Annotated in this window: 14 protein-coding genes; 11 read left to right on the top strand and 3 right to left on the bottom strand. The window is 55.6% G+C overall.

The annotated features are described in order from the left end of the window. Positions 1–50: 50 nt before the first annotated feature. From ACZ1HV_RS21575 to ACZ1HV_RS21555, 5 genes are read left to right on the top strand one after another with little or no spacing between them, the layout of a single operon-like run. Positions 51–992 carry a carbohydrate ABC transporter permease gene (locus ACZ1HV_RS21575; RefSeq protein ID WP_298961328.1) on the top strand — a complete coding sequence of 314 codons (942 nt, stop codon included), beginning with the start codon at positions 51–53 and terminating at the stop codon, positions 990–992. Beyond that, the gene (locus ACZ1HV_RS21570; protein WP_472716267.1) at positions 985–1,884 is read left to right on the top strand and encodes a carbohydrate ABC transporter permease; all 900 of its coding nucleotides are present in this window, start codon (positions 985–987) and stop codon (positions 1,882–1,884) included. The genes ACZ1HV_RS21575 and ACZ1HV_RS21570 overlap by 8 nt, the downstream gene beginning before the upstream one ends. Beyond that, a complete protein-coding gene (locus ACZ1HV_RS21565) occupies positions 1,884–2,993 on the top strand; it encodes an ABC transporter ATP-binding protein (RefSeq protein ID WP_472716266.1) in 1,110 nt (369 codons plus the stop codon). The genes ACZ1HV_RS21570 and ACZ1HV_RS21565 overlap by 1 nt, the downstream gene beginning before the upstream one ends. Positions 2,994–2,996: 3 nt before the next feature. Next, positions 2,997–3,761, top strand: coding sequence for an SDR family NAD(P)-dependent oxidoreductase (locus tag ACZ1HV_RS21560; RefSeq protein WP_472716265.1), 765 nt, complete (start codon positions 2,997–2,999; stop codon positions 3,759–3,761). Positions 3,762–3,785: 24 nt separating this feature from the next. Further along, positions 3,786–4,538: an SDR family NAD(P)-dependent oxidoreductase gene (locus ACZ1HV_RS21555; protein ID WP_472716264.1), complete on the top strand. Its 753-nt coding sequence runs from the start codon at positions 3,786–3,788 to the stop codon at positions 4,536–4,538. A 54-nt stretch (positions 4,539–4,592) separates the two neighbouring features. On the opposite strand, the gene ACZ1HV_RS21550 is transcribed toward ACZ1HV_RS21555, so the two are convergent. Beyond that, the gene (locus ACZ1HV_RS21550; protein ID WP_298813119.1) at positions 4,593–4,922 is read right to left on the bottom strand and encodes an L-rhamnose mutarotase; all 330 of its coding nucleotides are present in this window, start codon (positions 4,920–4,922) and stop codon (positions 4,593–4,595) included. A gap of 20 nt (positions 4,923–4,942) precedes the next feature. Further along, positions 4,943–5,797 carry an amidohydrolase family protein gene (locus tag ACZ1HV_RS21545; protein ID WP_472716263.1) on the bottom strand — a complete coding sequence of 285 codons (855 nt, stop codon included), beginning with the start codon at positions 5,795–5,797 and terminating at the stop codon, positions 4,943–4,945. Between the two features lie 91 nt (positions 5,798–5,888). Between ACZ1HV_RS21545 and ACZ1HV_RS21540 the strand changes: the two genes are divergently transcribed. Further along, a complete protein-coding gene (locus ACZ1HV_RS21540) occupies positions 5,889–7,019 on the top strand; it encodes a mannitol dehydrogenase family protein (RefSeq protein WP_472716262.1) in 1,131 nt (376 codons plus the stop codon). Beyond that, the gene (locus tag ACZ1HV_RS21535) at positions 7,009–7,971 is read left to right on the top strand and encodes an aldo/keto reductase (protein WP_472716261.1); all 963 of its coding nucleotides are present in this window, start codon (positions 7,009–7,011) and stop codon (positions 7,969–7,971) included. Before ACZ1HV_RS21540 ends, ACZ1HV_RS21535 begins: the two co-directional genes overlap by 11 nt. 11 nt (positions 7,972–7,982) lie before the next feature. Here the strand turns inward: ACZ1HV_RS21535 and ACZ1HV_RS21530 are convergent, their stop codons facing one another. Then, the gene (locus ACZ1HV_RS21530; protein WP_298985683.1) at positions 7,983–8,885 is read right to left on the bottom strand and encodes a GntR family transcriptional regulator; all 903 of its coding nucleotides are present in this window, start codon (positions 8,883–8,885) and stop codon (positions 7,983–7,985) included. Between the two features lie 138 nt (positions 8,886–9,023). Here ACZ1HV_RS21530 and ACZ1HV_RS21525 point away from each other — a divergent pair, with 138 nt between their 5' ends. From ACZ1HV_RS21525 to ACZ1HV_RS21510, 4 genes are all read left to right on the top strand, one after another. Beyond that, a complete protein-coding gene (locus ACZ1HV_RS21525) occupies positions 9,024–10,046 on the top strand; it encodes an ABC transporter permease (protein WP_298813129.1) in 1,023 nt (340 codons plus the stop codon). Between the two features lie 45 nt (positions 10,047–10,091). After that, entirely contained in the window at positions 10,092–11,033 is a 942-nt protein-coding gene (locus ACZ1HV_RS21520) for an ABC transporter substrate-binding protein (RefSeq protein WP_298813131.1), read from the top strand. A 69-nt stretch (positions 11,034–11,102) separates the two neighbouring features. After that, positions 11,103–11,894: an ATP-binding cassette domain-containing protein gene (locus ACZ1HV_RS21515; protein WP_472716260.1), complete on the top strand. Its 792-nt coding sequence runs from the start codon at positions 11,103–11,105 to the stop codon at positions 11,892–11,894. Continuing rightward, positions 11,891–12,901 carry a zinc-binding alcohol dehydrogenase family protein gene (locus ACZ1HV_RS21510; protein WP_472716259.1) on the top strand — a complete coding sequence of 337 codons (1,011 nt, stop codon included), beginning with the start codon at positions 11,891–11,893 and terminating at the stop codon, positions 12,899–12,901. Before ACZ1HV_RS21515 ends, ACZ1HV_RS21510 begins: the two co-directional genes overlap by 4 nt. Positions 12,902–12,927: the final 26 nt, after the last annotated feature.

Here is a 12,927-nt window from a genome sequence, read left to right as displayed (position 1 = left end):
TGACGCTGGCCCCTTCCTCTTTCACCGGTACGAAACAACTCAGGCAAGCCATGCAATCTGTTGCACAAATGCCGGAATTCAGAACACGTTCGGTCAGCCGCGCCGCGCGTATGGCACAACTCGTGCCGACCCTTGTTCTGCTCCCGACCCTTATCACCACAGGCATCTACATTTTCGTTTTTGTCTGTTGGAATATCTACCTGTCGCTGTCCAGTTCGACCTTGCTGCCGGTGTATGACTTTGCAGGTTTTGACGCCTACACAAGACTATGGCGCAACCCGCGATGGACAACCGGTGTCAACAACCTGGCAATATTCGGCGCGCTCTATATTGCATTGTCGCTTTTGGTCGGCGTCGTACTTGCTGTCCTGATGGACCAGCGCATCAAGGGCGAAAATTTCCTTCGATCCATATTCCTCTATCCAATCGCAATCTCCTTTGTTGTGACCGGAACGACCTGGCAATGGATCTTGAACCCGTCCACCGGCCTGGAAAAATTCTTCCATGACCTTGGTTGGACGAGTTTCGAATTCAGTCTGATCACCAGCCGAGAAACGGCGCTCTACGCAGTGGTCATCGCCGCAGTCTGGCATGCGTCCGGATTTGTGATGGTGATGGTTCTGGCTGCCTTGCGCGGGGTTGATCATGATGTGGTCAAGGCAGGCCGGATCGACGGCGCGGGCATGTTCAAGATCTACCGCCGGATCATCCTGCCGTCCATCTGGCCGGTCATCATTTCAGTCCTGATCATTCTCCTGCAATTCGCGATCAAGACATTCGATCTTGTCCTGGCTCTGACCCATGGCGGTCCGGGCATCTCGACCACCTTTCCCGCGATATTCGTCTATGACCGCCTGTTTGCCGCAGGGGAGCTTGCACAAGGAGCGGCAGCTGCCGTCTGGCTGCTGATCGGCCTGACCGTCGTGCTTCTTCCGGTGATAGCCCTTGGCTGGGTGCTGCGCAAACAAAGGAACGGAGGCGGCCATGCCTGACACTGACACTCTGCCTGATTTCAATCGGAAAAAACCGTTCAATCCACGCCGGTTTGCAAAACGGGTCGCCGTCTATTCGATCCTGATCGTGGTCGGGCTGTTCACCATCATGCCGCTCGCGGTGATCCTTCTGAATTCGCTGCGCTTCAATGCCGACATCTTGCGTGAAAGCTTCATCGGCTGGCCGACCAGAATTACGCTCGAAAACTGGGACGTTGCGTGGAGTTCGGCCTGTATCAACGCAAGCTGTACGGGCGTGAAGCCCTATTTCATCGCATCGATGCTCATGGTTGTCCCGGCAACGCTCATCTCGACTGCAATCGGTCTGGTGAACGGCTTCGCACTCACGAAGTGGAAAATGCCGTTTGCCAGCGTTGTCTTCGTCGCCATTACAATCGGGGTTTTTCTACCGCCGCAGGTGGTTCTGCTTCCCTGGGCGATTGCCCTGTCCTGGCTCGGGCTGTCGAAATCGCTGGCCGGTTTGGCGCTGGTTCACATCATTCAGGGAACCTGCTTCACAACCCTCTTCTGCCGGAACTATCTGGTCAATCTTCCAGACGACCTGATCAAGGCCGCCCGCATCGACGGTGCCGGCTTTTTCCGAACCTTCTGGAAAATTGTTGTGCCCCTGTCGCCACCGATCATCATCGTGACAATCATCTGGCAATTCACCTTCATCTGGAACGAATTCCTATTCGCAGTCACGTTCAGCTCCTCTGACTTCCGGCCGATCACGGCCGCACTGATGTCATTGAATGCGGACGACACCGGTGTCAGCGAATACGGCTTCGGCTCCGCTGCGGTCCTGATCGCGGCGATACCGCCGCTCCTCATCTACTTCTTCGGCGGGCGATATTTCGTTCGCGGCCTTACGCAGGGAGCAGTCAAATAATGGCGCGTCTCACAATCGACAGTACCTGGAAAAAATACGGCGAGTTTCTGGCGCTCCGGGACATCAATCTCGACATCAAGGACGGCGAGTTCGTGGTGCTTGTGGGTCCTTCCGGCTGCGGCAAGTCCACGCTGTTGTCCATCATTGCCGGTTTGGAGGAAACCTCATACGGCACATTGACCCTGGGCGAAAGAGACGTCACCGACCTATCGGCGAAAGACCGGAACATCGCCATGGTGTTTCAGTCCTACGCTCTCTACCCGACCATGACTGTTCGCCAAAACATCACCTTCGGGATGGAAAACAGGCGTGTCCCGAAGGACGCTCAAAAGAAGGCCGTAGCAGATGTCGCCCGGCTACTTCAGATCGAGCCTCTGCTCGATCGCAAACCATCGCAACTTTCAGGTGGTCAGCGGCAGCGCGTTGCCATGGGTCGGGCACTGGTGCGCGATCCGCAACTGTTTCTCTTTGACGAACCTTTATCCAACCTCGACGCAAAGCTGCGCGTGGAAATGCGCACCGAGATCAAGAAGCTGCACAAGCGGCTCGGCCAGACGATTGTCTACGTCACGCATGATCAGATCGAGGCAATGACACTGTCTGACAGGATCGTGGTCATGAACGGCGGTGTCGTGCAGCAATTTGCAGATCCGGACACGATTTACAGGGAGCCTGCCAATAAATTTGTCGCTGGTTTCATGGGATCGCCCTCCATGAACTTCATCGATATGGATGTGGAAGGCAGTCAGAACGATATTCGACTTGTCTATCGATCAAAGGGTGCGGAGTTGGCTATTTCACTTGGTAGGCGACATGAAGAACTTCTGCCCTATGTCGGCGCCAAAGTGACCATCGGCGCACGGCCGGAGCACTTCGTTTTGGACAGCAAGCAAGACGGTACCCTTGTTCCGGTAAGCGCCCGCGTGGAAGTGGTGGAACCGACGGGCCCCGACACGATGCTGGTGTTTCAGGTGGCAGATCTGTCGCTGGTTGCGGTTCTGCCTGCCAATTTCCGCCCTGCCGAGGATGAAGTGATCAATTTGCTTCTCGATCTAGAACATGTCTGCTTTTTTGATCCGGAAACAACAGTTCGCATTCCAAGGATCTAAGCGATGTCGACCTTTGCCAACTATCCGAGTCTCATCGGTATGAACGCCTTTGTCACAGGAGGGGCTACGGGGATCGGTGCAGCGCTTGTAAAGGCTTACGCGGCGCAGGGTGCGAAGGTCGGGTTTGTCGACATCAAAGCCGACGCTGGCGACAAGCTCTGCCAGAGCCTGTGCGATGCCGGGGCTTCCGTCTGGTTTCAAGCCGTTGATGTGTGCGACATCCACGCATTGCAGACTGCAATTTCAACCTACAGGGACGCCTCGGCCCCATTGGACATCCTGGTGAACAACGTTGCCAACGATACGAGGCACGACTGGAGGAACGTCACCGTCGATGATTGGGATCGGGCAATGGCCGTAAATCTTCGTCCTGCATTTTTCGCAATCCAATCAGTCGCGGCGGACATGATCCGCAGGAAACAGGGATCAATTGTCAATTTCGGGTCGATAGCCTGGAAGTCCAAACACGGCGGAATGCCCGCCTACACCACGGCCAAGGCTGCCATCCACGGGCTGACCCGGTCCTTTGTCCGTGAACTGGGAACCAGCGGTGTCCGCGTTAATACCGTGTTGCCAGGCATGGTGCTCACCGCTCGCCAACTGGATGAACACTATAGCGAAGATGTGGATGAAATTCTCAAACAAAACCAACCAATGGCCGGCAGGATCACGGAAGAGGATGTTGCATCGCTCGTGATGTTCCTCTCGGCGGACGACAGCAAGATGTGCACAGGCCAGGAATTCACGCTTGACGGCGGTTGGCTCTGATCACCCGATTTTCAGGAGTTTAAAATGAACACATATGATCTTGATGGCCGCGTTGCGATTGTGACCGGCGCCGCCAGAGGCATGGGATTTGCCATTGCCGAACGATTTCTGAAATCAGGTGCCAGCGTAACACTCTGGGACCTCAATGAAGCTGCCCTGTCAGACGCTCGACAGAAATTGAGCCAGTTTGGTGACGTTCAATCCGACAGTGTGAACGTTGCAGATTTCGACACGGTCAAGGCGGCGGCGGAGCGCGTAAAACAACGCTGTGGGCAGATCGACATTCTGGTCAACTCGGCGGGTATTGCCGGTGTGAACACTCCCCTTGCCGATTACCCGTTGGATATCTGGAACCAGGTGATGCAGGTGAACCTCAACGGTATCTTCCACACCTGCAAGGCCGTCGTCCCGCACATGCGGGATAAGGCCTATGGCCGCATCGTGAACATTGCATCCATGGCCGGGAAAGACGGCAATCCGAACGCATCTGCCTACTCGGTCTCCAAAGGTGCGGTGATCACCCTCACCAAAAGTCTGGGCAAGGAGCTGGCCTGCGAAGGCATCACGGTCAATGTGGTGGCACCAGCCGTCATAGAAACAGAGATGCTTGCCGACGTAACCAAAGAACAGATCAGCTACATGCTTGCCAAAATACCGATGGGTCGCATGGGCACAGTCGAGGAAATTTCCAGCCTCGTGAGTTGGCTGTCATCGGAGGAATGCTCCTATTCGACCGGCGCTGTCTACGACCTCTCAGGCGGTCGTGCAACATACTGATCAGATAGAGGCAGGCAGGGACAATCGGTCTGCGATTGAAGGACTGATCAGGTATCAGTCCAGATGAAAGACCTCTTCCATGCTTGCCCACCATTCGTCTGGCTTCCGGCTTTCAAGCGGTCTTTGCATCGGTCCGCAGACTTTCCACCAGTCTCTCGTTTCCGCGTCGGCGGCAATGGCTGCACTGTCCGCTTCAAAATCCGTCCCGGTGTATTCCCAATAGCTGAACATCAGGTTTTCCGGTTCTTTCAGGAAGATCGAGTAGTTCGTGATATTTGAACGCCTTAGCCGCTCAAGAACACCCGGCCACACGGCAGCATGCAGACGTTTGTATTCCGGAATACTTTGCGGATCGATCCCGATCACCATTCCCATTCTTTGCATTTGAGCCACCGTTTCTGCTCCTATTGATTATCGCGTCCAGGACCATCAATCCTGTAAAACCGTGACGCAGTCTCACCGAACACTGCCGCGCGCGCCTGGTCTGAAAGTTGCTGCATCATGGATTGTGCGCAATCGAACCAGTCAGCGTAGCTACCTTCCAATTCGAGAACAGGCCAATCGCTGCCCCACATGATCCTGTCTGCCCCAAACTCTGAAATGACATGATCGACAATCGGCTGCAGCGTTTTTGCCGACCAGCCTGCGCCATATTCGTTGGCAAGGCCCGAAACCTTGCAATGGATCTGTTCGTGACTGGCCAGATGCGCCATGTTGCGGCGCCATACGTCTCCGGCATCTGAACCACCTGCGATGACCGGTTTGGCACAATGGTCGATCACAACCCTCAGGTCAGGTACGGCTCGAGCAAGACCATCGATTGCCTGCAGGTGCCTTGGCTGGATCAGCGCATCAAAGGACAGTCCGAGATCAGCGGCAATTGAAAGGTTTGACAGGACGCTCGCCTGCAGAACCCAGTCCGTAGCTTCAATGTCCTGCAGCATTGGCCTCACGCCTTTGAAAAGCGGATTGGCAGACAGCCTTTTCAGCTCCTTTGCGGCATGGCCGCTTTCAAGATCGACCCAGCCGACAACCCCCTTGATCAGGGAATTCCCTTCGGCAAGCTCCAGCAGAAAATCCGTTTCTGCAACTGTGGGTGCGGCCTGCACGGCAATCGTTGCATGAATGCCGCAAGCCTTGGCGTGAGGCATCAGATCTTCAGGCAGTATGTCGCGCCGGATAGCGGCAACGTTGTCGTCCATCCAGAAATAGTCACCGCGGGCGATTTTCCAGAAATGCTGATGGGCATCAACAACCATGACCACTCCCTTTGCCCACCCCCAAGTCTGAAAGATGTTGACGGGCAAGTGTTCTTAATTATAAAAAACAAATAACGACACAGGAGGCTTCATGTCAACATCCCCGATTGTTCAATTTGGTACGAGCCGCTTCCTGCAGGCGCATGTTGATCTGTTCGTTTCAGAGGCATTGGACCGGGGTGAGGCGCTCGGGAAAATTTCGGTCGTTCAAAGCAGCGGTGACGCGGCACGGGCAAATCGCCTCAAGGCTTTGGCGGACCCTGCCGGCTACGACGTCCTGATCAAGGGCGTCGACGGCGGCAATCTGGTGGACACTACACAGAAGATAAAAAGCATCCGAAAGACCTACAGCCTGCCGGCAGATGTGCAGGACGTGGCCGGGATAATTTCGGAGGATGCCGAGATCATCATCTCAAACACCGCCGACTCAGGTTTCAAACGCCAGCCCCAGGATGCCGGCACCGAGTTTTCAGCCGGTATGTCCTACCCTGCAAAACTGACCTGGTTTCTTCATCAGCGTTTCGGATCAGGCGGCAAGCCACTTCAGGTCATGCCCTGCGAACTTGTTCCGCAAAACGGATTTGTGCTTCGGGACCTCGTCCTGGAAATCGCAGTACTTTATTCTCCCAAATTCCAGGACTGGCTCGGCACCGAGATCCTCTGGGTGAATTCTCTGGTCGACAGAATAGTCTCAGAGCCGCTTGAACCCGCCGGCGCTGTCGCTGAGCCTTATGCGCTTTGGGCAATTGAAGACCAGCCCGGTTTGAAACTTCCGTGCAAGCACCCGAGCATCAAGGTTGTTCGGGATCTGGAGGACGTCGAGACACTCAAGCTCTTCATTCTCAACCTTGGTCACACCTATCTTGTATCGCGCTGGCTGATGTCTAAGGACAGCCCAAAGCAGTTTGTGCGCGATATGATGGACGACCCTGAAGATTTGGCAGACCTTGAGGACCTGTATCGGCGGGAAGTCGTCACCGGGTTCAAGGCACATGGACGCGAACAGGAAGCCGAGGCTTACGTGGCAACGACGCTCGACCGGTTTCGAAATCCCTTCCTCGATCACAGGCTCGCGGATATTGCGCAGAACCATGAAGAGAAGACCCTGCGCCGCGTCGCCGGTTTCCTTGCCTGGGCACGCACGGCAGATCCCGCGCTGGAAATGCCACGGCTTGATAAACTGGTACAAACTCAAGAGATGGCGGTCCCTCATGAAGCTTAATAAGATAGGCAAAACCGATGTCGAAGTAACCGATCTTTCCTTTGGAACATCGGGCATCGGAAACATCGGCCGTGTCGTTTCCGATCTGGAGGCAGAAGATGTCTTGCGGCATGCCTGGAAAGCCGGCATCCGGTACTTCGACACTGCCCCGCACTACGGCCGCGGGTTGGCAGAACTTCGCCTCGGCCGCTTTCTGCAGCAGTTTGACCCGCAGGACTATGTGATTTCCTCCAAGGTCGGCCGCGTTCTATCGCCTGGAACTCCGCTTAAGGAAGCGGACGGCTTTGTCGAACCTTTGCCGAACAGCGTTCGCTATGACTACTCCGGCGATGGCATCGAAGCTTCATTGGAACACAGCTTTGAGCTGATGCAGGTCAGACATCTCGACATCGCCTATATCCACGATATCGGAACCTACACCCATGGCCAGGACAATGAAAAACATATGTCCGACTTGTTGGGAACCGGCCTTGATCGCCTGCAGCGGCTCAAGGACAAGGGCAAGATCCGGGCATTCGGCCTTGGCGTGAACGAAACCCAGATCTGTCTGGATCTCCTGAACCATACGGATCTTGACGCCATCCTTCTCGCGGGCCGTCTGACGCTTCTCGACAGGGGTGCCGAGGAAAAACTGATCGACGTCTGCCGTCAGAAATCCGTGAGCCTTGTGCTTGGCGGGATTTTCAATTCCGGCATTCTGGCGACCGGCCCGAAGGAAGGCGCCTGGTTCGACTATGAACCTGCTTCCGAAGAAATCCTCCAGGCCGTGCGAGACCTGAAGGCAAAGACGGATGCTATCGGCGTCCCTCTTGCCACTGCGGCACTTCACTACGCCCGCAACCATCCTTCAGCCGCATCGGTATTGCTTGGAACGGCACGCGTCTCATCGCTTGACAGGAACCTTGCGGCATTGTCTGAAACACTTCCGCAGGAATGCCACGACCTCTTCTGAACACTGAGACTTCAGACGTGCTTGTGACCCCGCAGCGAGGACAACAGTGTTTCTTTCGAGCGCCGCAAGTGCTTCGCCGCCGCTGCTTGAGAGCGCTCCGGATCCTTGTCCATCATCGCGTTGATCCAGTCCAGATGCTCGTCAATGGCAGCTGCATTGCGTTCCCGCTCGTCCCGCTTGTCCCACATGTAGTGGTAGTGGAAAATAAGTGAGATGACCTTCTGCGCTTCAAGAACGAAGCGGTTCTTGACCACGCTGTTGACCGTGGTGTGAAACGTTTCGTCGAGCATTGAAAAGTCGTGGTACCTCGCCTCGAGATCTTCCCGCAATGCCTCATGTTGCTCTTTCAAAACGGCCAGTTTTTGCCAGATGTCATGATCGTTAGGCAATTGGAGCAGCTGGCGAACGGCATTCATTTCCAAGAGCATTCTGAAATCGGAAAGCTCAATTGCAAATTCAGCCGTGAAACCTGAAAGCGTCCAACCGCCCCTTGCCCGCCTTTCGACAAGTCCAAACCGGCTGAGGCCCGCAAGAAACTCCTGAAGGCTGTGTGCCGGTACGCCGAACTGACGCGACAGCTGCGCCACATTGAGCGACGTTCCCGCCGGTACGTCGAACCTCAGTATCCATTCCAGAAAGCGCTTTTCCAACTCCTCCGCGGAGATATGCGCATCGACGGGTTCAAGACGATCGCTGGCTTCAGGTTGGCGAATAAGCGTTTTCGTCCGTCCTTCCCAACGCACGATTTTCTCGCGATCCAATTTCTGCAACGCGCTTCTGACAATGGTTCGGCTGACTTCCATCTGGTTGGCAAGCGCGATCTCGGGCGGCAGCTGGTCTCCAACTTCCATACCGCTACAAATGTCGAGCAGTTTATTGTAAGCGCTCCTGAAGCGATCGTCTGTTCTTGCCATGAACGCAACCCAACATGATAGAATCAAAGAGGAATTCCTGTATTTCGTATGATTTAATAAAAAACAATTGACGTCAATATCGCCACCTCGCATATTGTATTTAATAATTAAATTCAATTTGTCGCCTCGGGAGGTTTTATGGCGGATTTTGACCGAAGCGATGCTCCGGCATCCTGGACGTTCAAATTCTCAGCAGGATCACTGCACAAGCTTTCCGCGCTCCTGACGCTGGCAGTGCTCGTATTCGCCTTCTCGTTCGGCAATGACGCTTTCTTCACCGTCAACAACGGTTTGACGATCTTGTTGCAAACGTCGGTCATCGGCCTGCTCGGCATCGGCCTGACGATGGTGATTATCACCGGTGGCATCGATTTGAGTGTCGGTTCGGTTCTCGCACTTTCTGGTGTTGTCACGGGACTTTCCGTCAAGGCTGGCATTCCTGTTGCCCCATCAATGGCACTCGGCGTTCTGACCGGTGCTGCTTGCGGTGCATTCAACGGCTTTGTCATCACCAAAATGAGGATCACGCCATTTGTGGCCACTCTTGGCATGATGCTGATTGCCCGCGGCGTTGCCCTGCAACTGACCGGCGCAGCACCCATTTCGCGCCTTGGCGAAGCTTTTGGCACACTGGGCAACGGCTCGCTGTTCCGGATTGTAGAGGAAACCGGCGGGATCTTTCCGAAGGTCGTCTTTCCCGGGATCCCCTACCCTGTAATTCTTCTGGCAATTGTTGCGGTTGCTGCGGCCTATTTGCTGAGGCGCCGCAAAACAGGTCGTCACATCTATGCAACCGGCTCGAATGAAGAGGCTGCAAGGCTCTCCGGTGTTCTGGTCGATCGGACCAAGATCTGCGCTTACACCTTGTCGGGTGCACTCGCCGGGTTGGCTGGCAATGTTCTGATGTCGCGGCTTGTCACGGTACAGCCGAACGAAGGCGTCATGTATGAACTCGACGCCATTGCCGCTGCCGTGATCGGCGGGGCTTCGCTGATGGGCGGGGTTGGCAACATCTCCGGCACAATGATCGGTGCCTTTATTATCGGCGTCCTGCGCAATGGTCTGAACATGGCCGGCGTCTCCGCCTTCATCCAGCAAATCGTGATCGGCTTCATCGTCATCCTGGCGGTCTACGTCGATCAGATCCGAAACCGGCGCTGACATGCCCGGTCTCTCAACAGCGCATCTTCAAACGGAGGAGAACTTATGAAGAAGCTGATTACGACCGCAATGATGGTAAGTGCATTGGCACTGTCCGGAGCTGCATCCCAGGCAGGCGAAATCGCCGTCATCGTGAAGACAACCAATTCCAATTTCTGGCAGAACGTCAACAAGGGCGCGACAGCGGCCATCGAAGGTGTCGAAGAACACACGATGAGCTTCAACGGCCCGGCATCGGAATCTGCTGTTGCCGATCAGGTCAACCTCGTTGAAAACGCGGTTAACCGAGGCGTCAAAGGTATCGTACTTGCCCCATCAGACCCAGAGGCCCTGGTACCGGCCGTCAAGAAAGCCTTTGAAGCTCAGATCCCTGTCGTGATCATCGACAGTGGCCTGGCCGAAAATGGCAAAGACTACTTCCAGGCGTTCCTGTCGACAGACAACTGCGCGGCAGGTCAACTCGTCGCCGACAAGATGATTTCGGAAGTCGGCAAGGAAGGCAAAGTCGCAGTGATGTCCTATGTCGCCGGCGTCGGCTCTGAAGTTGGACGTGTCGGTTGCTTCATTGAGCAGATCAACGAGAAATCAAGCATTGAGATTGTCGGGCCCTACTACTCGCAGTCACAGATGGCGACTGCCCTGAACCAGACGACCGATGTTCTTGCCGCCAATAGCGATCTTGTCGGCATCTTCGGTGCAAACGAACCGACTGCAATCGGCATGGGCCGCGCAATCGTTCAGGCAGGTAAGGCCGGCAGCATCACCGCTCTTGGCTTTGACGGCAACGCCGACCTTCAGGATTTCGTCAAGGACGGTACACTTGCAGGTACGGCGGTCCAGGGCTCATTCCAGATGGGTGAGCTCGGTGTGCAAGCTGTTCTCAAGCTGCTGAACGGTGAAGAGGTTCCGAGCTTCATCGATACGGGTGTTGTCCTTGCTACCAAGGAAAACATCGACAGCCCTGAGGTTCAGAACGTCCTTTACTGACGCACTTGGCCGGGCGCTCCTGACCTGGAGTGCCCGGCCCATTTCCAGACTTTTGCTAGGACCGGCAACATGACCCCGCACACTCAATCTGGACCGCCTCTGGTTCAGATGATCGACATTGAAAAGCACTTTGGCGGCATCCGCGCCGTGAACAACGTGTCGCTTGATCTATATCCGGGCGAGGTTGTCGGCGTGCTTGGTCACAATGGCGCCGGCAAGTCCTGTCTGATGCGCATCCTGTCGGGTGCAATGATGCCCAATGAAGGCACGATCAAAGTCAATGGGCACTCGGCCCATATTCAAAATCCGCACGATGCGCGCGAGTTTGGTATTGAAACCATCTATCAGACACTCGCCCTTGCCGATCATCTGAACGCTCCTGCAAATCTGTTCCTCGGACGTGAGCTGACGAACCGGTTCGGCGATCTGGATGATGCAAGGATGATGTCGGAATCCCAGCGCGTTCTGAGACGTCTCAATCCAAATTTCAAGAACCTCAACGACCCGGTCGCAAGTCTGTCCGGTGGACAGCGTCAGGTAATTGCGATCGCACGGGCGATCTATTTTGAAGCGAAAATTCTGATCATGGACGAACCGACAGCGGCCCTCGGTCCATCGGAGACGGCAATGGTCGGCGAACTGATCAAGCAACTTCGCACCGAAGGCATCGGCATCTTGCTGGTCAGTCATGACATGCACGACGTTTTTGAACTCTGCGACCGCGTCGTGGTGATGAACAAGGGCCGCGTTGTCGGTGCGCACCACATCGATCAGGTGACAAAGGACGATGTGCTCAGCCTGATTATCAAGGGCGAACTTCCGGCCGACTGGTCCGCTCGCAACCTGGAGCCTCAGGCATGATGGACACAAGAACAGACGTCATGAATTGCCTGGTGTGCGTCGAGCCTGGAAAGATGGCGCTGGAGACAAGGCCCATGCCGGTCAGTGCACCGGAAGACTGGGTTCTGATCGATATTGCCGCAATCGGAATTTGCGGGACCGATTATCACATTTTTGAAGGCAAACATCCTTATCTGGACTATCCGCGTGTCATTGGCCACGAATTGTCCGGCTATATCGCCGAAGGACCTGAAGCCGGCAAACTCGTCGTGGTCAATCCTTATGTTTCGTGCGGCAAGTGCCGGGCTTGTGGGCGCGGCAAGCCGAATTGCTGCAGCAACATTGAAGTTCTGGGTGTCCATCGCGACGGCGGCATGTGTTCGCGCCTTGCCGTGCCCAGGCAAAACCTTTATTCAGCCGACGGTCTGACGGCTGAACAGGCTGCAATGGTCGAGTTTCTGGCCATCGGCGCCCATGCGGTCGCCCGATCCGGGATATCCGGTGGGGACCTTGTGCTGGTCACAGGTGCCGGCCCCATCGGCATCGGAACAGCGCTGTTCGCACGCCTAGCCGGTGCTGATGTTCATCTCATGGATCTGAGCCGTGCACGTCTTGACCTTGCAAGCAAGCTGTTCGGCTTCAACGCGGTCCACGTTGCCGGTGATACGGTGCTGGAAGGCGAGATTGCGGACGGTTTCGATGCCGTCTTCGATGCAACCGGAAATGCCAGGGCAATCGAAAACGGGTTTCCCTTGCTCGCGCACGGCGGCAGCGCCGTCCTGGTCAGCGTCGTGAAAGACGACATCACTTTCAATGACGCCGAGTTTCATAAACGCGAAGCGCGCATCATCGGGTCGCGCAATGCCCTCAAGTCGGACTTTGACCGCGTCATGGACGCCATGCGCAGCGGCAAGATCCCGACGGACGCGCTCGCGTCGCGAAAGCTCAGCCTGAGCGAATTGCCGGAAGAGTTCCCGAAACTTGTCGAAGACCGGGAACACCTCGTCAAGGTGCTGGTGACCCCTTAAGGAAGGTCCACGCGGACTTCCACTGA

This window comes from Roseibium sp. JB4-4, assembly GCF_055693425.1.
Note: the sequence above shows the minus strand (reverse complement) of the source record. Positions and strands in the feature narration are given on the sequence as shown.